This is a genomic window from Pseudoxanthomonas gei, from assembly GCF_010119615.1.
In the GTDB taxonomy this organism is placed as follows: Bacteria; Pseudomonadota; Gammaproteobacteria; order Xanthomonadales; family Xanthomonadaceae; genus Pseudoxanthomonas_A; species Pseudoxanthomonas_A gei.
The window spans coordinates 196966-218827 of record NZ_QOVG01000003.1 but is presented as its reverse complement, the minus strand read 5'-3'; the positions used below and the strand labels follow the sequence as shown (position 1 = coordinate 218827).

22 protein-coding genes are annotated in these 21862 nt (G+C 65.8%); 11 read left to right on the top strand and 11 right to left on the bottom strand.

Annotated features, from left to right (window positions below):
• Positions 1 to 8: 8 nt before the first annotated feature.
• The 6 genes from DT603_RS06040 to DT603_RS06015 form a co-directional block, all read right to left on the bottom strand.
• Positions 9 to 395 carry a VOC family protein gene (locus tag DT603_RS06040; protein WP_162348963.1) on the bottom strand — a complete coding sequence of 129 codons (387 nt, stop codon included), beginning with the start codon at positions 393 to 395 and terminating at the stop codon, positions 9 to 11.
• Positions 396 to 474: 79 nt separating this feature from the next.
• Entirely contained in the window at positions 475 to 1941 is a 1467-nt protein-coding gene (locus DT603_RS06035) for a dihydrolipoamide acetyltransferase family protein (protein ID WP_162348962.1), read from the bottom strand.
• 115 nt (positions 1942 to 2056) lie between these two features.
• On the bottom strand, positions 2057 to 2416 hold the full coding sequence (locus DT603_RS06030; protein WP_162348961.1) for an SH3 domain-containing protein: 360 nt from the start codon (positions 2414 to 2416) through the stop codon (positions 2057 to 2059).
• Complete coding sequence (locus DT603_RS06025) at positions 2416 to 3399, bottom strand: transketolase C-terminal domain-containing protein (RefSeq protein ID WP_162349122.1); 984 nt, start codon at positions 3397 to 3399, stop codon at positions 2416 to 2418. The genes DT603_RS06030 and DT603_RS06025 overlap by 1 nt, the downstream gene beginning before the upstream one ends.
• Positions 3400 to 3482: 83 nt before the next feature.
• Positions 3483 to 4574 carry a pyruvate dehydrogenase (acetyl-transferring) E1 component subunit alpha gene (gene pdhA / locus DT603_RS06020; RefSeq protein WP_162348960.1) on the bottom strand — a complete coding sequence of 364 codons (1092 nt, stop codon included), beginning with the start codon at positions 4572 to 4574 and terminating at the stop codon, positions 3483 to 3485.
• A gap of 164 nt (positions 4575 to 4738) precedes the next feature.
• A complete protein-coding gene (locus DT603_RS06015) occupies positions 4739 to 8308 on the bottom strand; it encodes a Calx-beta domain-containing protein (protein ID WP_162348959.1) in 3570 nt (1189 codons plus the stop codon).
• Between the two features lie 131 nt (positions 8309 to 8439).
• On the opposite strand from DT603_RS06015, the gene DT603_RS06010 reads away from it, so the two are divergent.
• Complete coding sequence (locus DT603_RS06010) at positions 8440 to 9321, top strand: tryptophan 2,3-dioxygenase (protein ID WP_162348958.1); 882 nt, start codon at positions 8440 to 8442, stop codon at positions 9319 to 9321.
• A 122-nt stretch (positions 9322 to 9443) separates the two neighbouring features.
• Positions 9444 to 10988 carry a peptide MFS transporter gene (locus tag DT603_RS06005; protein WP_162348957.1) on the top strand — a complete coding sequence of 515 codons (1545 nt, stop codon included), beginning with the start codon at positions 9444 to 9446 and terminating at the stop codon, positions 10986 to 10988.
• A 91-nt stretch (positions 10989 to 11079) separates the two neighbouring features.
• Here the strand turns inward: DT603_RS06005 and DT603_RS06000 are convergent, their stop codons facing one another.
• Complete coding sequence (locus DT603_RS06000; protein WP_162348956.1) at positions 11080 to 11238, bottom strand: hypothetical protein; 159 nt, start codon at positions 11236 to 11238, stop codon at positions 11080 to 11082.
• A gap of 24 nt (positions 11239 to 11262) precedes the next feature.
• A complete protein-coding gene (locus DT603_RS05995) occupies positions 11263 to 11760 on the bottom strand; it encodes a MarR family winged helix-turn-helix transcriptional regulator (protein ID WP_162348955.1) in 498 nt (165 codons plus the stop codon).
• Between the two features lie 97 nt (positions 11761 to 11857).
• Between DT603_RS05995 and hppD the strand changes: the two genes are divergently transcribed.
• The 7 genes from hppD (at position 11858) to DT603_RS05960 (ending at position 18580) form a co-directional block, all read left to right on the top strand.
• Entirely contained in the window at positions 11858 to 12949 is a 1092-nt protein-coding gene (gene hppD / locus DT603_RS05990) for a 4-hydroxyphenylpyruvate dioxygenase (RefSeq protein WP_162348954.1), read from the top strand.
• Positions 12950 to 13007: 58 nt separating this feature from the next.
• Entirely contained in the window at positions 13008 to 13430 is a 423-nt protein-coding gene (locus DT603_RS05985) for an endonuclease domain-containing protein (RefSeq protein WP_162348953.1), read from the top strand.
• A complete protein-coding gene (gene hmgA / locus DT603_RS05980; protein ID WP_246191605.1) occupies positions 13420 to 14715 on the top strand; it encodes a homogentisate 1,2-dioxygenase in 1296 nt (431 codons plus the stop codon). Before DT603_RS05985 ends, hmgA begins: the two co-directional genes overlap by 11 nt.
• 67 nt (positions 14716 to 14782) lie before the next feature.
• Positions 14783 to 15439, top strand: coding sequence for a lectin (locus DT603_RS05975; RefSeq protein ID WP_162348951.1), 657 nt, complete (start codon positions 14783 to 14785; stop codon positions 15437 to 15439).
• A gap of 92 nt (positions 15440 to 15531) precedes the next feature.
• Positions 15532 to 16485, top strand: coding sequence for a calcium/sodium antiporter (locus tag DT603_RS05970; RefSeq protein ID WP_162348950.1), 954 nt, complete (start codon positions 15532 to 15534; stop codon positions 16483 to 16485).
• A 37-nt stretch (positions 16486 to 16522) separates the two neighbouring features.
• Positions 16523 to 17725, top strand: a complete 1203-nt coding sequence (nhaA, locus tag DT603_RS05965; protein ID WP_162348949.1) for a Na+/H+ antiporter NhaA — start codon at positions 16523 to 16525, stop codon at positions 17723 to 17725.
• On the top strand, positions 17726 to 18580 hold the full coding sequence (locus DT603_RS05960; protein WP_162348948.1) for an SDR family oxidoreductase: 855 nt from the start codon (positions 17726 to 17728) through the stop codon (positions 18578 to 18580). It begins immediately after the preceding gene.
• Between the two features lie 39 nt (positions 18581 to 18619).
• Here DT603_RS05960 and DT603_RS05955 read toward each other — a convergent pair whose 3' ends face one another.
• The 3 genes from DT603_RS05955 to DT603_RS05945 all read right to left on the bottom strand — a co-directional run bounded on the left by DT603_RS05955 (position 18620) and on the right by DT603_RS05945 (position 20597).
• A complete protein-coding gene (locus DT603_RS05955; protein ID WP_162348947.1) occupies positions 18620 to 19099 on the bottom strand; it encodes an Mpo1 family 2-hydroxy fatty acid dioxygenase in 480 nt (159 codons plus the stop codon).
• A gap of 76 nt (positions 19100 to 19175) precedes the next feature.
• Complete coding sequence (locus DT603_RS05950) at positions 19176 to 19511, bottom strand: DMT family transporter (protein WP_162348946.1); 336 nt, start codon at positions 19509 to 19511, stop codon at positions 19176 to 19178.
• A gap of 129 nt (positions 19512 to 19640) precedes the next feature.
• Complete coding sequence (locus tag DT603_RS05945; protein WP_162348945.1) at positions 19641 to 20597, bottom strand: phosphoribosylaminoimidazolesuccinocarboxamide synthase; 957 nt, start codon at positions 20595 to 20597, stop codon at positions 19641 to 19643.
• A gap of 99 nt (positions 20598 to 20696) precedes the next feature.
• Here DT603_RS05945 and DT603_RS05940 point away from each other — a divergent pair, with 99 nt between their 5' ends.
• Together DT603_RS05940 and rpe are read left to right on the top strand one after the other, a co-directional pair.
• Positions 20697 to 21029, top strand: a complete 333-nt coding sequence (locus tag DT603_RS05940) for a J domain-containing protein (RefSeq protein WP_162348944.1) — start codon at positions 20697 to 20699, stop codon at positions 21027 to 21029.
• Positions 21030 to 21097: 68 nt separating this feature from the next.
• Complete coding sequence (rpe, locus tag DT603_RS05935; RefSeq protein WP_162348943.1) at positions 21098 to 21772, top strand: ribulose-phosphate 3-epimerase; 675 nt, start codon at positions 21098 to 21100, stop codon at positions 21770 to 21772.
• The last annotated feature ends 90 nt before the right edge of the window (positions 21773 to 21862 follow it).

Genomic DNA, 21862 nt, shown 5'->3' with positions numbered 1-21862 from the left:
GCCCGGGCCTACTTCCAGACGTTGGGTCTGGCGCGCGCGGACTGCTTCGGCATCGGCACCACGCAGAACCGATGGCCGCTGGGGGCTTCCATCACCCACCAGCGCTCGCGCACGAACTCGATGCGTTTGGCGCCGAGTTTTTCAAGCCGGGTGACCTCGGCCTCGATGTCGTCGGTCTCGATATCCAGGTGCACGCGCGAGGGATGCGCGACCTTCTGTACCTCGATGTGCAGGCCACCGGGGCCATCGGCAAGGGGCGCGTAACGGCCTTCGCCGCCCTCGTCGTAGTCCTGCACTTCCAGGCCCAGAGCCTGGCTCCAGAAATCGGCGGACGAGGCAAGCGAGCCGCGCTTGCAATCGATGATGAAACCAGCGAGCCGGCTGCGGTGGGCCATCACGTTCTCCAGAATGGCGGGAATCCTGATTGTAGGAGAGGCCTGGCCCGCGCTGCTGTTCCGGAATGCCGGCCCGCTTCTACGAAGACAGGGCCAGGTCGTCGATCATCGCCTTCAGGAAGCGCGCCGCCTCGCCGCCGGTGGCGGCGCGGTGGTCGAAGGTCACCGACAGGGGAATGAGCTTGTGCGATTCGAAGCCGCCCATGACCGGCATGACCTGGTGGCGCGCGCGCCCGGCGGCCACGATCGCCACGCAGGGCGGCACCACCACCGGCGTGGCATAGCGACCGGCGAACATGCCGAAGTTGGACAGCGAGATGGTGTACCCGCTGAGTTCGGAGGCGGCGATGCTGCGGTCTTCCACCTGCACGCGCAGGCGGTTGACGCCTTCGCGCACGCCCTGCGCATCCAGGATGTCGGCATTGCGCAACGCCGGCACGAACAGGCCGTCGTCGGTATCCACCGCGATGCCGATATCGACGTGCGGATGCAGCGTGCGGTTGAGCTTGTCACCGTCGAACCATGCGTTCAGGGCCGGCACCGCCTTGCAGGCACGCACGATGGCGCGGATCAGACGCACGGTGACGTCGTTGCCCGGCACCCAGGCATGGATGTCGGCATCGTCATTGAGGGTGGTCGGCACGACCTTGGCATGCGCATCGGCCATGACCCGCGCCATGTTGCGACGCACGCCCTTGAGCGGTTCGGGTTGGCCGCTGACCGTGACACCGGGTGGTTGCGTGCGCATGGGCTTGCCGGTGGCGGAAAGCGCGGTGCGCTGATCTTCCCTTCTCCCGTCGGGAGAAGAGGCTGCCCCCGCAGCGCTTTTGGGCGGGGGTGCCCGAAGGGCGGATGAGGGTACGGGCCCGGACGAATGAGTCCGCGCCTGCGCCGTACCCTCACCCCCGACCCCTCTCCCGTCGGGAGAGGGGAGCAGGGCGGCCGTGCCGTTGGCAGCCGCCTGCTTCACGTCGGCCATGGTCACCGCGCCGTCGGCGCCGGTCGCACGCACGCGCGACAGGTCCACGCCGAGTTTTTTGGCGGTGGCGCGCACCGCGGGCATCGCCTTGACGCCGCCGACCGCGAAGGCCTGCTCCTGGTGCACGGTATTGGAACTCTGCATGGCGCCGACCACGGTGCCGGCGTCATCGCGTTCGGCGCTGGCGGGAGCGGCTTCGGTTGCGACCGGTACTGCTGCGGAAGGCATCGGGACTGAAGCCCCTCCTGCAACGGCAGGCTGCTGCCTGGGTGGCGCATGCGCATGGCCGGTGTCCTGGCTGTCGGCACGCTGCGGCAGGTTGGGGTCGGGCTGGAACTCGGCCAGCATCGCGCCGGTGACGACGATGTCGCCCGCGTTGCCCGCCAGCTTCAGCACCTTGCCCGATACCGGCGACGGCACCTCGACCACGGCCTTGGCCGTTTCCATCGACACCAGCGGCTCGTCCAGGCGGATCACGTCACCTTCCTTTACGAACCACTCGACGATGGTCGCGTCGGGCAGGCCTTCGCCAAGGTCGGGAAGATGGAAGGTCTTGCTGTCGGTCATGGCAGATCCAGGTGGAATTATTGGTTGTCCCCCAAGGCGACTTCCCTCGGGGCATTGAGTCGGACTTGCTCGGCAGCCTTTGGATCAATGCCAAGCCAGCCGGGCCAGCCCGGCCCTACATGGAATCAGGCTTGTCTTCTATCAATTCGATGGCGCGGGCGGGAATCCAGCCGCTTTCGCCGCGGGCGTTCTCGGCCCACCACCAGCCTTCCTGCTCGTGGTGCAGGGTGACCAGCTCGCCTATCTCGGTGTGCAGTTCGCGGGTGTCGTAATCGCCCAGTGCGGTGGCTTCGCCGATTTCGCGATCGAACAACACTGCCGGGATCCAGCCGCCCAGTCCCTGCGCCAGCGTGGTCCACACGAACTGCGGCCAGTCGCTGTCGCGTTCGCCCAGGGTGACCGGGTCACCGGCCGCGACCTGGATCGATGGACGATCCGGTGCGCGATGCGCGGAGATGACCCGGGCCTGGCGCATCAGCCGGCCGCCATCACGCGCCTGGCCGCGGCGACGATCTTCTCGACGCTGGGCAGATATTTCATTTCCAGCCGGAACAGCGGGATGTGCGTGTCCGGGCCGGTGACCCGTTCCACCGGCGCGACCAGGTCGTACATGGACTGTTCGGCCAGGCGCGCGGCGATCTCGGCGCCGAAGCCCGCCGTGCGCGGCGCCTCGTGCACGATCACGCAGCGACCGGTCTTGCATACCGACTCGGCGATGGTGTCGAAATCCAGCGGCTTCAGCGTGGCCACGTCGATCACTTCGGCACTGATGCCTTCGGCCTCCAGCGCCTCGGCCGCTTCCAGGGTTTCCTTCACTTGCGCCCCCCAGGTGACCAGGGTGACGTCGCTGCCATCGCGCAGCACGAAGCACACGTCCAGCGGCAGCGCTTCGCCGTCGTCGATCACCAGCTCCTTGTACTGGCGGTAGATGCGCTTGGGCTCCATGTAGATCACCGGATCGGGGTCGCGGATCGCCGCCAGCAGCAGGCCGTAGGCGCGCTGCGGCGAGGACGGCATGACCACGCGCAGGCCGGGCACGTTGGTGAAGATGGATTCGTTGGCTTCTGAATGATGCTCGGGCGCGCGAATGCCGCCGCCCCAGGGCACGCGCAGCACCATCGGGCAATGCAGGCGGCCGCGGGTGCGGTTGCGCATGCGCGCGGCGTGGCAGATCAGGTGATCGACCATCGGGTAGACGAAGCCGTCGAACTGCGCCTCGGCCACCGGCTTCATGCCCATCGCGGCCATGCCGACGCTGAGGCCGGCGATGGTGGTTTCGTCCAGTGGCGTATCGAGGATGCGTTCGGAACCGAAGCGCTGCTGCAGGCCGGCGGTGGCACGGAACACGCCGCCGTTGACGCCCACGTCTTCGCCCAGCACCACCACCGAAGGATCGTGCGCGATTTCCCACGCCAGGGCCTGGGTGATGGCTTCGATCAGGGTGATGGGCAGCGTCACCTTCGTGGAAGGGGCTTCAGTGCCGACGCCGGCGGAAACGGTCGGGGCTGAAGCGCCTCCGACCACCTTGGCTATTTCCACGTTCATGCGTGTGGCTCCCGTGCGGCATGCTCGGCGGCGATAGCCGCAGCGCGCTGGGCCAGCAGTTCCGGCGGCGGATCGGCATAGAGGAAATCGAACATCGCCTCCACCGGCTGCACCGGGGTTCCAAGGTAGGCGTCGACCTCGATGTCGACCAGGCGTCCGCACTCCTCTTTCCAGGCGGCTTCCTCGGCTTCATTCCACAGGCCCTGCGCGGTCAGCCAGGTGCGCAGCCGGGTCATCGGATCGCGCTCCCAGGCCGATTTCACTTCCGCATCGTCGCGATAGCGGCGTGCATCATCGGCGGTGGTGTGGTCGCCCAGGCGATAGGTGACGAATTCGATCACGCTGGTGCCCTGGCCGCTGCGCGCGCGTTCGCTGGCGATGCGCATGGCCTCCAGCACGGCGATAAGGTCGTTGCCATCGACCTGCAGGCAGAACGCGCCGCCGGCCAGGCCCTTCTGCGCCAGGGTCTGCGCGCCGGTCTGGGCCGAACGCGGCACCGAGATCGCCCAGCCGTTGTTGATCACGCACAGCACCAGCGGCAGCGCATAGGCGCCGCCGGAATTGAGCGCGGCATAGAAATCGGTCTTGGACGAGCCGCCATCGCCACAGGTGCTGACCCCGATGCGCTTCTCGCCGCGCAGCTTGAAGGCCAGCGCGGCGCCCGCGGCATGCAGGCACTGGGTGGAGATGGGCACGCACCAGGCGAAGTCATGGCGCGGCACCGCGAAATCGTTGCCGCGCTCGTCGCCACCCCAGTACAGCAGCACTTCGCGCGGACGCACGCCGCGCATGAACTGCGCGCCGTACTCGCGGTAGCTGGGGGCGAAGGTGTCTTCGGGCCGCATGGAGGCGCCGATGCCGATGTGGGTGGCCTCGTGACCCAGGCACGAGGCATAGGTGCCGAGCTTGCCGGTGCGCTGCAGGGCGACGGCCTTGGTGTCGAAGGTGCGCACGTACAGCATCTGCTTGAACAGCTCCTTCAGCCGCGCGGTGTCGCGCGCCGCCTCGGGCAGCTCGTCGCGGACCAGGGTGCCGTCCGGGCCCAGGTATTGCAGGTATTCGATCTCGAATTTCGCGGCGAGGGTCATCGCTTGTCGGCTTCCCGTTTCATATGAAACCAATGATAGGTGGCGCCATGTTAAGGAAGCGGAGCCGCGCGGCCTTCCTGCATTGCAGCAATACGCAGGGCAATGGTGCAAAAAAAAAGACGCGGCCGAAGCCGCGTCCCGGGTCACGCCTGTACAGGTGCGCGTTACAGCACGCGGGTAGTCGCGATTGCGCTGTTGTTGACCGTAGTGGTCTCAGGGCTGGGCGTGGTCGCCGCGCCTTCGACTTCAATCATGCCGTTGCCAGGCGTCGGCTTGGCATTGACCTTGATGACGAAGCTCGCGCTGGCGCCGATTGCCAGGCTGGCGGCACTGCAGCGGAACATGGCCACGCGGCTGCTGCCGAGCCTGGTGCATTGCCAGCCCGCCGGCACGGTGAGGGTGCTGGTGGCGGCCATGGTGTTGCCGCTGAACTCCACCACCGGCTGCAGCGCGATCGCGTTGCCCAGGTTGCGCAGGGTTGCCGTGTAGCTGAGCGAGAACGTGCTGGCCGGCACCGTGGCCGGACCGGTGATCTGCAGGCCCAGGTCGGCGGCCGGCGCGGCGTTCACGACAACACTTGCAGTGGCCTGGTCGTTGCCGGCCACAGGATCCAGCGACTGGCTGGTGGCGGCCACCGCAAGCTTCAGGGTGGTGCCTGCCTGGGCAGCGGTGCTCGCTGCGTTGATCGTGAAGGCAGCCGTGGCGCCATTGGCCAGCCCGCCGTGGAAGCAGGCGATCGACGTGGTCCCGCTGGCCACCTGCGGAGCGTCGCAGGTCCAGCCTGCGGGCGCTGTCACGGTCATGCCGGGCAGTGCCGCATCAAGCGCGAAGCCCACGCCGGTGGCCTGCGCGGTGTCCGGACCCAGGTTGCTGACCGTCGCGCTGTAGCTGGCCACCTGGCCGGCGGTGATCGGCGAGGCATTGGCGGCCACCGTGACCGACAGGTCGGCGCGGTGGCGCACTTCGAAATACGCCACCACCGGATCGTGGTCGGACAGGCGCGACGGTGAGTTGACGTCGTTGCGCGCGATTTCCGGGAAGTCGGCGTTGATGCGCGCATGGTCGAGGGCGAACGCCGAGCTGGCCAGGATCAGTTCCTCGTTCGCCAGGACATGGTCCAGGGTCTGCGCATTGCCGCCGAACACGAAGGAATAGCGTTCCTCCGCCGGTTCCAGCACGCCCAGGTTGACCAGGTCGGGATTGACCAGGTCGATGCCATCGCCCGGCACTGCAGTCTGGTCGTCCGGGGTCGGCGTGCCGGTGACCACGTTCATGGTGTCGGCCAGGCCGTCGTTGAAGGCGAAGGCATTGAAGTCGCCGAGGGTGACGATGCGACGTGCAGGCTCGTCGACCTGCATCTGCTGGATCACCCCGGCCAGGTATTCGGCCTGGCGCTGGCGCTTCTGGCGCACGCGGTCACCCAGCGTGGTCGGGCCGGACGGTTCGATGCTGTCGACGTCGTTGAGCGAGCGCTGGTGCACGGCAATTGCGGTGACCGGGAAGCTGCGGCCGTCGGCGTAATGGACCACCGCGCGCAAGGCCAGCGGCGGGCGGTCGTTGAGCAGGCTGGCCGTGCCGCTGGGCTCGGTCCAGGTCGCGCCCTTGCCGTACTGGGTGACGTCCAAGACCTGCACGCGCGCGATGCCGGTGCCCACTTCGCCGGCCTTGACCAGGAAACCGACATCGATGCCGCCCACGTCGTTGCCTTCCTGCAGGTAGGCCGCGTACTGCGGATTGGCCTGGCCGGCGGCCACCGCATCGGCGTTGACGCGGTCGGCCAGGGTCTGCAGCGTGCTCTGGTTTTCCACTTCCACCGTGGCCAGGATGTCGGGCGTATTGAGGAAGTTGCGGATCGCCAGCGAGGCCTTGGACAGGCGGTTGCTGAAGGCGGTGGCGGTCAGCACGGGTTCGCCGATGGCCGGGTCGTTGACCGTGTCGAAGAAGCGTTCCAGGTTGTAGGCGGCCACGGTGAACTCGTCACCGCTGGCCGCACGCGCGGCCGTGGGCGTGGCGCCGCCGGAGGTGGTGATGGGTACACCCGGATCGCGCAGCAGGGTGTAGCGGCGGAAGCCGTAGTCCAGCGGTCCGGTCAGGCCTTCGATCAGCGCGCCTGCGGGCAGGTCGAGGATGAAGCCGGGGCCACCCAGCGAGTCGCTGTCCAGGGTCAGCAGTTCGGGATTGAAATCCCAGCGCGGGATCGGCGGGATGCTGCCGCCGGCCGGTGCGGGATCGGGCGCCTGGATACCGGGTTCGCGGAACGGCCGCGGCACGCCGGTGACCACGATATTGAGGAGGCCGTTGCTGCTGCCGGTGGCATTGGGTTCGCTGGTATTGCCCTGGGTGGGCGCCACCACGGTCGCGCTGGGCACGCTGACACGCATGCCTTCCAGGCGCTCCAGCTGGTCCAGGGCGCCATTCGGGGACGGGAACGTGGTCGTCAGTGGCACTGGCGCGGGCAAGGGATTGCCGGTGGACAGCAGGGCCACGGTCGGGCTGCCGGTGATCTCGGTCAGCGGCAACTGGTTGGGATCGGCCGTGGGCACGTACTCGATGACCGTGCCGCTGACCCGCACCTCGTTGCCGACCGCCGCCGCCGCGGGCGGGGCGACGCTGGTGAACACGTAGACGCCCTGCGAACTCGCCGGATCGGCGTCCGCGTCCACATCACGGGTCTGCAGGAAGAAGCCGTTGCTCTTGCGGCCGGTGACGATGCCGGTGGTGCTGACCAGCTGGTTGGCGAGCGGAGAGGTGGCGCCGCTGCCCTGGATCTGGTGGATGGGCACCAGGGTGACATCGTCGTTGACGATGGTGGCTTGTGCCTGGGCATCGCCCAGCAGCGCGCCGCTGACGTTGCCCAGTCCCAGGAAGAAGGTTTCGTCGGCTTCCTGCACGTTGTCGTCGCTGACTGCGATGACGACCTGGGTGGAAACCGCGCCTGCGGAGATGGTCGCCGTGCCGCTGGCGGCGGTGTAGTCGCTGCCCGCCTGTGCGGTGCCGTCGGCCGTGGCGTAGTCCACGCTGACGCCGCCCGGGCCGGCGGCCTGGGTCAGGGTCAGGGTGAAGGCGAAATTGCCGCTGGCTTCATCCTGGCTCAGGTCGGACACCGACAGGATGGGCAGGCCACCGCCGCCGCAGACCAGCGCGGCGGACGCGCTGTTGCGCGGGGCCGGCGCGCCGACCGCGAAATCGGCGCCGTTGTTATTGCTGTCGGTGCAACCGTTGCCTGCGCGCAGCGCCGCGGTGGTCGCGGTGAGCGTCGCGGTAGGCGCGGCGCCTTCCGAGCAATTGGCCGCGGTGCCGAAACCGACGAAGTCGATATTGCCGGTGGGGCAGACTCCGGAAAGGGCGGCGGCGCCGTTGGACAGCGCGACCTTGCCCGCTCCTGCGGCCATGGCAATGGTGCCGGTGGCATCAGGGGTGGGCAGGGCCGGTGCGGACGTGTTGGCGCCGTCGGCCTGCTTGACCAGGTAATACCCGCCTGCCGCGATGGTTCCCGCCAGCGGCGTGACCTGCCACGAGGTGCCGGTGCTGGAGGCGTACTGCACCGACCATCCGGTCAGGCTCACGCTGGAAGCGGAGTTGTTGTGCAGTTCGATGTAGTCGCTGCGCAGTGGCGCACCGGTGTTGCCGCCGCCGCCGTAGACCTGGCTTATGACGACCTGCGCATGCGCGGCCCCCGCCATGCCCAACCCCATTGCCACCAGCGCCAGATCGCGCAGGAACCCCTTCCGCATGTGTCTCTCCTTGGTGTGGGCGCGGCTCCCCGGCCGGCGCCGCCCGATTGTGCCGCAATCCCGCGACCGTCGCATGACACCCCCGCGGCGCCAGCCGTTACCATGCCGGTCCCGCATTCCCCAGGTTCCGCATGAGCATCCAGGACAACCAGCGACCGCTGGAATCAGGCATCCACACCGACCTGGCCGGGCGCCTGACCTACGGCGGCTACCTGCGCCTGGACCTGCTGCTCAGCGCCCAGCGCCTGGCGTCCGATCCGCCGCATCACGACGAGATGCTGTTCATCGTCCAGCACCAGGTCTCCGAGCTGTGGATGAAGCTGATGATCCACGAGCTGCGCGCGGCCACCGCCTGCCTGCAGCGCGACGAGATCGATCCGTGCCAGAAGATCTTCGCGCGCTGCAAGCAGGTGCTGCGGCAGCTGACCGAGCAGTGGTCGGTGCTGGAAACGCTGACGCCTTCGGAATACATGGAGTTCCGGCCGGTGCTGGGGCCGTCGTCCGGATTCCAGTCGCTGCAGTACCGCACCATGGAGTTCCTGCTGGGCAACAAGAACGCCGACATGCTGCGCGTGTTCGCCTACGACGCCGATGGCTCCGAAGGCCTGCGCGCGGTGCTGGAAGCGCCCAGCCTGTACGACGAGTTCCTGTGCTACCTCGCCCGCAAGGGCCACGCCGTGCCCAAGGCCAACCTCGAGCGCGACTGGAGCAAGCCGCACAGCTCCGACCCGGGCCTGTTGCCGGTGTTCGAGAAGATCTACGAAGACACCGACGCGTACTGGCAGGAGTACGCGCTGTGCGAGGACCTGGTGGACCTGGAAACGCAGTTCCAGCTCTGGCGCTTCCGCCACATGCGCACGGTGATGCGCATCATCGGCTTCAAGCGCGGCACCGGCGGTTCCAGCGGCGTCGGCTTCCTGCGCCAGGCGCTGGAGCTGACCTTCTTCCCGGAGCTGTTCGAAGTGCGCACGCTGATCGACGGCAAGCCAGGATCGCCTGTTCAGGGCTATTGAATCGCTCTAAGTCCTTGATCGGCGAGCCTTGTTTGACGTCAATGGCGCCGGTCTGTGATCCTCCCCCGTCACGTGCCGCCAGGCACGGCCGTCATTCCTGAATAAAAACAAGGGGAAACCGCATGAGCGGTGCCGTCGAATCGCAAGCTCCGGTGAAGATCCCGGAATTCAAGCAGGTGCTGGGCCATCCGGCCCCGTTGTGGATGCTGTTCATGACCGAATTCTGGGAACGCTTCGCGTTCTACGGCATTCGCTGGGCACTGGTGCTGTACATCGTGGCGCAGTTCCACGATGGATCTGGTACGGGCGAAGCGCCCGCCAATCGCATCTACGGCGCGTACTTGGCGCTGGTCTATGCCGCGGCAATCTTCGGTGGCTATGTCGCGGATCGCGTTCTCGGTTATCAGCGGTCGATCCTGCTCGGAGCAGCGGTGATGGCTGCCGGTCTCTTCATGATTTCACTTCCTAGCGAACAGGTATTCAAGTTCGGTCTGGCGACAATCATCTGCGGCAACGGCCTGTTCAAGCCCAACATCTCGACCATGGTCGGCAAGCTCTATTCGACCGAAGACGGGCGACGGGACAGCGGCTTCACCATTTTCTACATGGGCATCAACCTTGGCGCCATGCTGGCGCCATTGCTGACACAGTATTTGGCGAAGAAGATCTTCGGCACCGAAGCGATGCCGGCTTTCAAAGTGGTGTTTATCGCTGCTGGCGTTGGCATGCTGATCAGCCTGGTTTGGTTCTGGTTCGGGCGCAAGCAGCTGCAGGGCATCGGCCGGCCGGCGGAAGGCGAGGGCCACAAGGGCAAAGTGCTGCTGGTATTCGCTGGCGTGCTGGCGTCTATCCCGGTGGTTTATTTCCTGCTGGCGATGGGTGCCGGGGCGCTGCAGCTGGTGCTGAGTGCCATGTTCGTCGGGCTGTGCGGGTTGCTGTTGGTCGAAGGCTTTCGCAATGGTGCGATCGCCCGCGACAAAGTGATCGCGATGTTGATCATCTTCACGTTCAACATCCTGTTCTGGATGTTCTTCGAGCAGGCCGGTAGCAGCTTCACGTTCCTGGCAGAAAAAATCGTCGACCGCGACATCTTTGGCCCATCCGGCACGCTGTCAGACATTGTTTATGCGCTCAGCGGAGAGCGCTCGTTCCCGGTGTCCTGGTTCCAGTCGGTTAACTCCATCGCGATCATTGCACTGGCGCCTGTGTTGGCTTGGCTATGGGTGGCGCTCGGTCGTGCCAATCCGTCGATTCCACGTAAGTTTGGCCTCGGCCTCATCTTCAATGGCATGGCCTTCCTGTTGCTGATGTTCGCACTGTCCAAATTGGTCACCGCCGCCGGCCTGATTCCGTTCTGGACCTTGTTCATGGTCTACGTGATCCAGTCAGTGGGCGAGTTGTGCCTGTCGCCTATCGGTCTCTCTATGGTGACCAAGCTGGCGCCCCTCCGCCTGGTTGGTTTCGGCATGGGTGGCTGGTTCCTGTCCACGGGTATTGGCAACAATCTCTCGGGCATCTTTGCCGGCCACGTCAGCGGAGAAGGCGGTATGACAACCGGGTCGGCGCTGAGCGGCTACACGTTCGGTTTCTGGGCGCTGCTTGGCGCCGGCGTGCTGCTGTTCCTGATTGCCCCACTGATCCAGAAGCTGATGCACGGCGTGAAGTAAGCGCCACGCGCCTGCAAACGCTGCCACGCACGGCAGCGCCCTGGCTGCAAGACAACGGCGACCTCGGTCGCCGTTGTCGTTCCCGGGTGGATCAATCGGCGCGGGTGATCAGATCCACGCCCTGTCCCAGCTTGGCCACCAGCGCATCCAGCTGGTCGCGTTCGTTCTGGTCCAGCGGGGCCAGCAGCTTTTTGCGGCCCTGCAGGTCCGAGCTTGCTCGGATGCTCTTTTTGTTTGAGGCGGGAAGCATCCGAGCAAGCTCGGACCTACAAGGCTATTTGCCGGTGAGGTTGTTTACGCCGTCAGCCAGCTTGGCCAGCAGGACGTCGAGCTGCGCGCGGTCGGTTTCGTCCAGGTTTGCCAGCAGCTGGCGTTCGCATTCCAGCGCCATCGGCGCGACTTCGTCGTAGACCGTGTAGCCGACCGGCGACAGCTCCAGCACCGAGCGTCTCCGATCCGCGCCATGGGTGTCACGCTGCACCAGCCCGCGTTCCAGCAGGCGCGCCAGCGCGCGGCTGACCGCGACCTTGTCCATGGCCGTACGCTCGGCCACTTCGCCTGCCGACAGATCCGGGTAGCGGCCCAGGATCGCCATGATCCGCCACTCGGTGACCGCCAGGCCGAAGCGTTGCCCGTACAGCCCCGAGATGGTCTGGCTGATGCGATTGGACAGGATGCTGAGCCGGTAGGGCAGGAAATGTTCCAGCTCAAGCACGGCATGCTCCGGCGACGGAGCCGAGGCCGGGGGAAGGCTGTCTGTGGGATCGTTCATCAAACTTTTCCTTGGTGATGGCGCAGCGCCGCTTGCAATTGGTTACACATGAAACTATAAAGTTCGCCTCCCCGATACAAGCCGCGAGGCCAGCACCATGAGCGCACAGCCCAATCTTGGCATGCAGGTCACCACCTTCGAGAACCCGATGGGCATCGATGGCTTCGAATTCGTCGAATTCGCCGCGCCGGAAGGCCAGGGCGAGCTGCTCCACGGCTACTTCCGCAAGATGGGCTTCACCGCCGTCATGCACCACAAGAGCCGCCCGATCACGCTGTATCGCCAGGGCGGAGTCAATTTCCTGGTCAACGAGGACCCGGACTCGTTCGCTGCCGACTTCGCCAACGCACACGGGCCCAGCGCCTGTGGGTTCGCGATCCGCTTCAAGAAGCCCGGTGCCGAAGTGCTGGCCACGGTGCTGGGCAATGGCGGCGAAGAGATCACCGACAAGGCCGCCAGCAAGTCGGTCGACGCGCCGGTGGTAAAGGGCATCGGCGACTGCATGCTCTATCTGGTCGACCGCTACGGCGACAAGGGCTCGATGTACGAGGACTTCCTGCCCGTGCAGGGCGCCGAGCAGGATCCGAAGGGGTTCGGCCTGACCTTCATCGACCACCTGACCCACAACCTGTACTTCGGCAACATGCAGAAGTGGTCGGACTACTACGAGCGCCTGTTCAACTTCCGCGAGATCCGCTACTTCGACATCAAGGGCGCCAAGACCGGCCTGGTGTCCAAGGCCATGACCGCGCCCGACGGCGTGGTGCGCATCCCGCTCAACGAATCCAACGACCCCAAGTCGCAGATCAACGAATACCTGGACGCCTACAAGGGCGAGGGCATCCAGCACATCGCCTGCTTCACCGACGACATCTATGCAACGGTGGAAGCGATGCGCGAGCAGGGAGTCGAGTTCCTGGACACGCCTGATGCCTACTTTGAAGTGATCGACCAGCGCGTGCCAAACCATGGCGAAGACGTGGCGCGGCTGGCCCGCAACAAGATCCTGATCGACGCCGACCTGGAAACCAAGCAGCGCAAGCTGCTGCAGATCTTCACCCAGAACGCGATCGGCCCGATCTTCTTCGAGATCATCCAGCGCAAGGGCAACGAAGGCTTCGGCGAAGGCAACTTCCAGGCGCTGTTCGAGAGCATCGAGCGCGACCAGATGAAGCGCGGGGTTCTCTGACCGGTTGAAAACCCCTCTCCCGATGGGAGAGGGGTTGGGGTGAGGGTACGGTGGAGCCATGCGAATCAAACCGCCATTGCCTACCACCACGCTCCAGAGCTCCCGCCGTCTGCGCAAGGAAATGACGGATTCCGAGCGCAAGCTATGGCAGCACCTGCGGGGTGGTCTGCTGGATGGATTGAAGTTTCGCCGACAACACCCAATCCCTCCCTACATCGCCGACTTCTGCTGCATCGAGAAAAAGCTAATCGTCGAACTGGACGGATCGCAGCATACAAAGGCAAGGGACGCACTTAGAACGCGCGTGCTTCAATCTCAGGGATGGCAAATCGTCCGTTTCTGGGGCCATGATGTTCTGCTGGCGACGGAAGCAGTAGCCGAGGCGATCTGGGAGATGGCTGGTAAACCGTACCCTCACCCCAACCCCTCTCCCGATGGGAGAGGGGCTCAAGCATCAAGCGAGCCTGATCATGAGCAGTGAAAATTACCAATCCGGCTTCGCCAACGAATTCGCCACCGAGGCACTGGAAGGCACGCTGCCTATCGGCCGCAACTCCCCGCAGCAGGTCGCCCACGGCCTGTATGCCGAACAGCTCACCGGCACCGCGTTCACCGCGCCGCGCTCGGAGAACCGGCGCAGCTGGCTCTACCGGATCCGGCCTGCGGCCATGCACGGACATTTCGAGCCGTTCCTGCATTCGTATTTCCACAATGATTTCAGCGCCGGTCCAGTGACGCCCGAACAGTTGCGCTGGGACCCGTTGCCGATCGGCGATGCGCCGGTCGATTTCGTCGACGGGCTTTTCACCATGGCCGGCAACGGCTCGGCCGAAGCACAGCATGGCGTGGGCATCCATCTGTACGCGGCCAACCGCTCCATGCAGGGTCGCTATTTCTACGATGCCGACGGCGAACTGCTGATCGTGCCGCAGCAGGGCGCCCTGCGGATCGCCACCGAGCTGGGCGTGCTGGACGTCGAGCCGCAGCAGATCGCAGTGATTCCGCGCGGCATCCGCTTCCGCGTCGAACTGCTGGAGGGTGCGTCGCGCGGTTATGTCTGCGAGAACTTCGGCGCGCTGATGCGCCTGCCTGACCTGGGCCCGATCGGTTCCAACGGCCTGGCCAATCCGCGCGATTTCGAAACGCCGGTGGCGGCCTACGAAGACAGCGAAGGCGAGTTCGAACTGATCGCCAAGTTCCAGGGCCACCTGTGGCGCGCCGACATCGGCCACTCGCCGCTGGACGTGGTCGGCTGGCATGGCAACTACGCGCCGTATCGCTATGACCTGCGCCGGTTCAATGCCATCGGCTCGATCAGCTTCGATCACCCCGATCCGTCGATCTTCACCGTGCTCACCTCGCCCAGCGATACGCCGGGCACGGCGAACCTGGACTTCGCGATCTTCCCGCCGCGCTGGCTGGTGGCCCAGGATACGTTCCGGCCGCCGTGGTTCCACCGCAACGTGGCCAGCGAATTCATGGGTCTTGTGCACGGCGCCTACGATGCCAAGGCCGAGGGCTTCGCGCCTGGTGGGGCCTCGTTGCACAACTGCATGAGCGGGCACGGGCCGGATGCGGCCACGTTCGAGAAGGCCAGCCGTGCCGATCTCTCCCGGCCCGACGTGATAGCCGACACCATGGCCTTCATGTTCGAGACCCGCGCGGTGATCCGTCCCACCCGGCAGGCGATCGAGTCGCCACACCGGCAGCGCGACTACCAGCATTGCTGGGCCGGGCTGCAGAAACATTTCAAGCCCGCAACCTGAGGGGCTTTGCGGCGCATTAACGCGCCAGTGCTAGCGTGCTGGCCTGCGTCCCGCCACGGAGTCCTGCATGCGCCGCTCATCTGCACTGTTGTTGCTTGCCCTTGCCACCACGTCGCTGGTGGCCTGCAAACCCGCCACACCAGCGGCCGACGCCGCGGCTGCGCCCGAGGCTGCCGACAGCCCGGCGCCGACCGCTCCTGCCGTCGCCAAGCCAGCTCCGGTCGCGACTGATCCAGTTGCCAGTGAGCCGGCTCCCGCCGATACACCTGCCGCTGACACGCAAGCCAGCTTCAGCGGCTATGGCGACATGAAGCTCGGCAGCACGGTGGAGGAAGCCAAGGCCGCCTGGGCCGGCGAACTCAACGGCAAGCCCATGGAAGGCACCACCTGTTATTACCTCAGCCCGAAATGGGTGAAGAAACCTTCCGACTTCGGTTTCATGATGGAAGAGGGCAAGTTCGTACGTTATGACGTGGGCACCGACAAGGAGGCCGCGCCGGGCGGCGGCAAGGTCGGCATGACGGTCGAGGCGCTGCAGAAGCTCTACAACAATGCGCTCGAGTCGAGCCCGCACAAATACGTGCAGGGCGGCAGCAACCTGTCCATCGCCGCAAGTGGCGTGGCGCCCAGCAAGCTCGTCTTCGAAACCGATGCCGCCGGCAAGGTCACGGCGTGGCGCGTGGGCCTGACGCCGCAGGTCGATTATGTGGAAGGTTGTTCCTGATCAACCCGGTTCTGCCGGAGCTTCCGTGCCACGGCCGGTGCAGGCCGTTGGCTTTGATCCTAGAATCACCGCAACGATAGGGGAGTACGACGATGCTTGAAGTCTGGGGATTTTTCGCGCTGGGCCTGGTGCTGCTGGCGCTTGGCGGTGATTCCATCGTCAAGGGCGCTTCGGGGCTGGCGCAGAAACTGGGGGCCTCGCCCTTCGTCGCCGGCCTGCTGCTGGTGGCCTTCGGCACCTCGCTGCCCGAACTCTTCGTCAACGCGCGTGCCTACTTCGTTGGCGCCCAGGACCTGGCACTCGGCAACGCGGTAGGCAGCAACATCGTCAACGTCGGCCTGACCCTGGCACTGGCGGCCATCGCCGCGCCGCTGCTGGTGCGCACGCGGTTGCTGTCACACCTGCTGGTGCTGCTGACGCTGTCCACGCTGGCGGTGATCCTGTTCGGCCTGGATGGGGTGATCAGCCGCGTCGAGGGCATCGTGCTGTTGCTGGCCTTCGTGGCGATCCTGGCCTACCTGCTGGCACGCAGCGGCCGTGAACTGCCGGAGGTGCGCGAGAGCATGGCTTCGTATGCGGTCACCCGCAGCGTGTTGTGGATGAACGTGCTGCGTTTCCTGGTGGCCTCGGCATTGTTGTATTTCGGTGCCAGGTTCGTGGTCCAGAGCGCACCGATGATCGGGGCCTCGTGGGGCTGGTCGCCACTGCTGGTCGGCCTGCTGCCGGTGGCCATCGGCACGGCATTGCCCGAGGTCGCCGCCGCCATTGCCGCAGCACGACGCGGGCAGGGCGACATGGTGGTCGGGCACGTGATCGGTTCCAGCCTGTTCAACCTGCTGGTGGTGGTGGGTGGCATGGCCGCGCTGCGCCCGATGCCGTTGCCGGCTTCCTTCGTCAAGCTGGAACTGCCGGCCGCCATCGCCTTCGTGCTGGTGCTGTACCCGATGCTGCGTGGAGACCTGCGCATCAGCAGGAACGAAGGCATCATCCTGCTGCTGGCATTCGCCGGATGGGTCGCGCTGGAACTGCTGCTGATTTCCAACTGAGCAAAGTCGCGCCGGGAACGGCCGATATACTCGGTGCATGAGCCGAGTCCGTCCCGTCACCCGCGCGCTGCAACTGCTGCGCGATTTCTTTCGATTGCAGGCGGCCGCCGGCATCGTGCTGATGGCCGCCGCGGCGCTGGCGATGATCGTCGCCAACTCGCCCTGGCAGCATGCGTATGAAGCGTTCAAGCACCTGCCGCTGGGCTTCAGCCTGGGCGGTCTGGAGCTGGTCAAGGACGCCGAACACTGGATCAACGACGGCCTCATGGCCGTGTTCTTCCTGCTGGTTGCACTTGAGATAAAGCGCGAAAGCCTCAGCGGCCAGTTGTCCAGCCGCGAGCAGATGCTGCTGCCCGTTCTATGCGCCATCGGCGGAGTGGCCGTGCCGGCGGTGCTGTACTGGGCCGTGAACCAGGGCGACCCTGTCGCCTTGCGCGGCTGGGCGATTCCCACCGCCACCGACATCGCCTTCGCGCTGGGCATGCTGGCACTGCTGGGTTCACGCGTGCCGCTGGGGATGAAGCTGCTGCTGTCGACGATCGCGGTGGTCGACGACCTGGTCGCGATCCTGATCATCGCCATCTTCTACACCCACGAGCTGGCTGCGCACGAACTGGCCTGGGCAGGCGCAGGCATCGGCCTGATGCTGCTGCTCAACTGGCGTGGGGTGACACGCCTGTGGCCTTACCTGCTGCTGGGCACGCTGGTCTGGTATTTCGTGATGAAGTCGGGCGTGCATGCGACGCTGGCCGGCGTGGTCACCGGCCTGCTCATCCCGTTGCGCGGCAAGACGGCGCAGGCGGCCTCGCCGCTGGAATCGCTGGAGCACACGTTGCATCCCTGGGTCGCCTACCTGGTGTTGCCGCTGTTCGCCTTCACCAATGCCGGACTCGCGCTGTCGGGCTTGCAGGCGGGCGATGTGCTGGCGCCGGTGCCGCTGGGCATCGTGCTGGGACTGGTGCTGGGCAAGCCCGTCGGCATCATCGGGGTTGCGGTGATTGCGCGCGCCGCAGGGGTGGCCCGCTTTCCGGACGGGATGGATATCAAGGCGATGGTGGGCCTGGGCATGCTGTGCGGCGTCGGCTTCACCATGAGCCTGTTCATTGCCAACCTGGCCTTCGCCAGCGTTGGCGGCCACTTTGGCGAAGCCTCGGTGCTGGGTGTGTTGTGCGCCTCGGTGGTGTCGGCAACGTTGGGCTGGGTGTGGTTGCGTTGCACGCTCAAGCCCGGAACTGCATGAATGCGTGACGCACTGGTATTCGGCGGCAGTGGACAGATCGGAGTGCCGGTGATCGAAAGGTTGCGGGCGGCGGGATGGAACGTGATCGCGGTATCGCGCACGGCGCAGGTGGATGGCGAGCAGCTGCGCTGGCTGCGTGGCGACCTGCTGCAGGTGGCGGCACTGCCGCCGCAAGTCGACGCGATCTTGAGTCTGGGGCCGCTGGATCATTTCGCGCGCTGGTATGCCGAAACGGCGGTAGCAACATCGCGCGTGGTCGCCTTTGGTTCCACCAGCCTGGAAACCAAGCAGGCATCGGGCGACGCGACCGAGCGTGACCTGGCCGCAAGACTGCACGCTGCCGAGCAGCAGCTCTTCAATACCGCAGCACGTCGACACGCGGGCGCTACCGTATTGCGGCCGACGCTGGTGTACGGCGCGGCCCGCGACAAGACCCTGAGCCAGATCGGGGCACTGGCGCGACGCACCGGCTTCTTCATCCTGCCGCGCGGCGCCGATGGGTTGCGGCAGCCCGTGCACGTGCAGGACCTGGCCGATGCCGCGGTGGCGGTGATCGATGTCGATGCCACCCATGGGCGCAGCTATGCGCTGCCTGGCGGGGAAACCCTGGCCTATGCGCAGATGGTGGAACGCACGCTGGCTTCGTTGCAGCCACCGGCACGGTTGATCCAGGTGCCCGGCGGTCTGTTCAAGCTGGCCCTGGGCGCGGCGCATGCCGTGGGGCGTATGCCCGGGCTGGGCAACGCAGCGTTGGCGCGGATGGGCGAGGACCTGGTATTCGATGCGGAACCGGCGCGGCGTGATTTCGGCTACGCGCCGCGCAGGTTCGAACCGCAGGCGGCGATGTTCGGATAATGGGGTTTGTGGAGCCGAGCTTGCTCGGCCCTGAAAGACTCAGTACTTCCAGTCCATCTTCCGGTAGAACTTGGACAGCACCCAGATAGGCCCGATCAGCAGGTAGACCAGGTCGGTGAGGAAGCTCGGTTTCTTGCCTTCGATCTTGTGGCCGATGAACTGCGCGATCCAGGCCACCACGAACACGGTGATGGCCGAATACAGCAAGGTCTGCAAGCCGTAGGTCTGTTCTATCAGCCGGCAGCTGCAGCCGATGGTGAAGAAGGCCACCAGCATGCCGTAGCCGATCGGGCGCGAGAGCCGGTTGTAGAACATCCAGGTGGCGAACATCGCCAGTCCCGCCCAGATCCCGCTCTGGAACATGGTCCCGAATACGGGGATACACCAGACCAGCGCGACCACCGACCACAGGATGGCCGGCACGGCGAAGATGTGGATCAGCTGGTTGGTGTCGTTGCGATGGTCGCCGGAATAGTTGTGGAACCAGCGGTCGATGGGACGTTCCAGAGTCGCATTCATGCATCCCTCCCGAGGATCAGTGCGCCAAGGTACGGAGCATAGCCCATCGGCGCCTGCGTTTCCGCGATGCCGCGCGTCAGTGGGCCGCCGAGCGCGAGAACAGCTGGATGACCGCTACGCCCGCCACGATCAGGGCCATGCCGACCAGGGCAGGCGTATCGAGGGCCTGCTTCAGCACCACCCAGCCGACCAGCGCGATCAGCACGATGCCCGCGCCCGACCAGATCGCGTAGGCAACGCCCACCGGCACGGTCCTGAGCACCAGCGACAGGAAATAGAAGGCAATGCCATAGCCCACCAGCACCACTGTGGACGGCAGCGCATTGGTGAAACCATTTGAGGCTTTCAACGCGCTGGTGGCGATCACCTCGGCCACGATGGCGATCGACAGGTACAGGTATCCAGGGTTCATGCTGGCCATCCTTCCGCGCGTGCGCCGGGCACGGGAGGGCCATGCTAGTTCATCCCGCAGTGAATGCCCGCTGCCTCGCGACGTGGCCGCATGCGTTACTAATCAGAACGCGAGCTGCATTCCCGCGCGTCAGTCGATGCGCAGGTCCGCCAGCTTCTGCAGCGCCTCGGCGTACTTGGCGCGGGTGCGTTCAATCACCTCGGCCGGCAGCGCCGGGCCCGGCGCGGTCTTGTCCCAGTCCAGCGTTTCCAGGTAGTCGCGCACGAACTGCTTGTCGTAGCTCGGCGGACTGGTGCCCACTTCGTACTGGTCGGCGGGCCAGTAGCGCGAGGAGTCCGGAGTCAGCATTTCATCCATCACGTACAGGCGGCCGTCGGCGTCGGTGCCGAACTCGAACTTGGTATCGGCCAGCAGGATGCCGCGCTGGGCGGCGTATTCGGCGGCGAAGCTGTAGATGCGCAGCGTGGCATCGCGCACGCGCTCGGCCAGTTCGGGGCCCACCAGCTTGACCATGGTGTCGAAGTCGATGTTCTCGTCATGGTCGCCCACGGCGGCCTTGGTCGAAGGCGTGAAGATCGGCTCGGGCAGTTTCTCGGCCTGGCGCAGGCCGGCGGGCAGGGTGATGCCACTGACCGCGCCGGTGCGCTGGTAGTCCTTCCAGCCGCTGCCGATCAGGTAGCCGCGGGCAATCGCTTCGACCGGCACAGGCTTCAGGCGCTTGGTGACCACGCTGCGCTGCGCATACAGCGCCGGGTCGACGCCTGCGGGCAGGACCGAGGCCACGTCGATGCCGGTCAGGTGGTTGGGCAGCAGGTGGGCGGTCTTCTCGAACCAGAAATTCGAGATCTGGCACAGCATCTCGCCCTTGCCCGGGATGGGGTCGGGGAGGACCACGTCGAACGCGCTGAGGCGATCGGTGGCCACCATCAACAGGTAATCTCCGTTGAAGCCCGCCCCATTGAAGCCGGCTGCGGAAGGCGCATCGGCAGGCAGGCGGTCGCGTGGCAGGTCGAAGACATCCCTGACCTTGCCGCGATGGCGCAGCGACAGGCCGGGCAGATCGGATTGGAGCAGGGTGGTCGACATGGAGCCTGGGATCCGGTGAAAGAGAGCAGGCCGCGCAGTTTACGACGCACTGGCAGGGCTGTGCCGTAAAATGCGGGCCTGCATGCCACAGGGGCGACGATGAACCGCTGGTACGGAAAACTGCTGGGCCTGATCGCCGGCGCATTGCTGTTCCGCCCCAATCCCGTGTTTGGTGCGCTGATCGGACTGATCCTGGGCCATGCCTTCGACCAGGACTGGTTCAAGCTGTCGCGCGACAACCCGTATCGCATCTTCAACCTGACCAGCGAAGCCAGCGACGCCGAAGTGGACCAGGCCTATCGCCGCATGATTTCCCAGTACCACCCCGACAAGATGGCCGGCGCGGCCGAAGACCTGCGCCGCCAGGCCGAAAAGAAAGCCGGTGAGATCAACACCGCCTACGACCGCATCAAGAAGCTGCGCAAGCGCTGAGCCAGCGCTCCCGTAACATCCTGCCGCGGGGCAGCCCGCAGGCGCTAACCCTCCAGGAACCTGCCGCCATGTCCGATTGCGTCATCGCACCTTCCATCCTCTCCGCCGATTTCGCCCGCCTGGGCGAGGAAGTGGACAACGTGCTGAAGGCTGGCGCTGACTGGGTCCACTTCGACGTGATGGACAACCACTACGTGCCCAATCTGACGATCGGGCCGCTGGTGTGCAGCGCGCTGCGCAAGCATGGCGTCACCGCGCCGATCGACGTGCACCTGATGGTGCAGCCGGTGGATCGCATCGTTCCTGATTTCGCCGAGGCCGGCGCAACCTTGATCAGCTTCCATCCGGAAGCCAGCAGCCACGTGCACCGCACCATCCAGCTGATCAAGTCGCACGGCTGCAAGGCCGGGCTGGTGCTGAATCCGGCTACCCCCATCGACGTGCTGGACTGGGTGCTGGACGAGCTGGACATGGTCCTGCTGATGTCGGTCAATCCGGGCTTCGGCGGGCAGGCTTTCATTCCCTCGACCCTGGACAAGCTGCGTGCGGTGCGCAGCAAGATCGACGCCAGCGGCAGGTCGATCCGCCTCGAGATCGATGGCGGGGTCAAGGCCGACAACATCGGCGAGATCGCCGCTGCCGGCGCCGATACCTTCGTCGCCGGTTCGGCCATATTCAACGCGCCCGACTACGCCGAGGTGATGGCGGCGATGCGCCGCGCGGTGGCCGGCGCGCGCAGCTAGCGGAGCTCCGCCTGCGGGCAAAGCGCATGTGTGTGATGCCCTTCCGCGCCGGCGCGCCATGGGCGCGCAGCCGGCAGTGGAGATCCCGGT

Excerpts from the sequence above, each read along its gene's own strand:
- DT603_RS06040 (WP_162348963.1), bottom strand. The coding sequence starts at position 395 with ATGGCCCACCGCAGCCGGCTCGCTGGTTTCATCATCGATTGCAAGCGC.
- DT603_RS06035 (WP_162348962.1), bottom strand. The coding sequence starts at position 1,941 with ATGACCGACAGCAAGACCTTCCATCTTCCCGACCTTGGCGAAGGCCTG.
- DT603_RS06030 (WP_162348961.1), bottom strand. The coding sequence starts at position 2,416 with ATGCGCCAGGCCCGGGTCATCTCCGCGCATCGCGCACCGGATCGTCCA.
- pdhA (WP_162348960.1), bottom strand. The coding sequence starts at position 4,574 with ATGACCCTCGCCGCGAAATTCGAGATCGAATACCTGCAATACCTGGGC.
- DT603_RS06015 (WP_162348959.1), bottom strand. The coding sequence starts at position 8,308 with ATGCGGAAGGGGTTCCTGCGCGATCTGGCGCTGGTGGCAATGGGGTTG.
- DT603_RS06010 (WP_162348958.1), top strand. The coding sequence starts at position 8,440 with ATGAGCATCCAGGACAACCAGCGACCGCTGGAATCAGGCATCCACACC.
- DT603_RS06005 (WP_162348957.1), top strand. The coding sequence starts at position 9,444 with ATGAGCGGTGCCGTCGAATCGCAAGCTCCGGTGAAGATCCCGGAATTC.
- DT603_RS06000 (WP_162348956.1), bottom strand. The coding sequence starts at position 11,238 with ATGCTTCCCGCCTCAAACAAAAAGAGCATCCGAGCAAGCTCGGACCTG.
- DT603_RS05995 (WP_162348955.1), bottom strand. The coding sequence starts at position 11,760 with ATGAACGATCCCACAGACAGCCTTCCCCCGGCCTCGGCTCCGTCGCCG.
- hppD (WP_162348954.1), top strand. The coding sequence starts at position 11,858 with ATGAGCGCACAGCCCAATCTTGGCATGCAGGTCACCACCTTCGAGAAC.
- DT603_RS05985 (WP_162348953.1), top strand. The coding sequence starts at position 13,008 with ATGCGAATCAAACCGCCATTGCCTACCACCACGCTCCAGAGCTCCCGC.
- hmgA (WP_246191605.1), top strand. The coding sequence starts at position 13,420 with ATGAGCAGTGAAAATTACCAATCCGGCTTCGCCAACGAATTCGCCACC.
- DT603_RS05975 (WP_162348951.1), top strand. The coding sequence starts at position 14,783 with ATGCGCCGCTCATCTGCACTGTTGTTGCTTGCCCTTGCCACCACGTCG.
- DT603_RS05970 (WP_162348950.1), top strand. The coding sequence starts at position 15,532 with ATGCTTGAAGTCTGGGGATTTTTCGCGCTGGGCCTGGTGCTGCTGGCG.
- nhaA (WP_162348949.1), top strand. The coding sequence starts at position 16,523 with ATGAGCCGAGTCCGTCCCGTCACCCGCGCGCTGCAACTGCTGCGCGAT.
- DT603_RS05960 (WP_162348948.1), top strand. The coding sequence starts at position 17,726 with ATGCGTGACGCACTGGTATTCGGCGGCAGTGGACAGATCGGAGTGCCG.
- DT603_RS05955 (WP_162348947.1), bottom strand. The coding sequence starts at position 19,099 with ATGAATGCGACTCTGGAACGTCCCATCGACCGCTGGTTCCACAACTAT.
- DT603_RS05950 (WP_162348946.1), bottom strand. The coding sequence starts at position 19,511 with ATGAACCCTGGATACCTGTACCTGTCGATCGCCATCGTGGCCGAGGTG.
- DT603_RS05945 (WP_162348945.1), bottom strand. The coding sequence starts at position 20,597 with ATGTCGACCACCCTGCTCCAATCCGATCTGCCCGGCCTGTCGCTGCGC.
- DT603_RS05940 (WP_162348944.1), top strand. The coding sequence starts at position 20,697 with ATGAACCGCTGGTACGGAAAACTGCTGGGCCTGATCGCCGGCGCATTG.
- rpe (WP_162348943.1), top strand. The coding sequence starts at position 21,098 with ATGTCCGATTGCGTCATCGCACCTTCCATCCTCTCCGCCGATTTCGCC.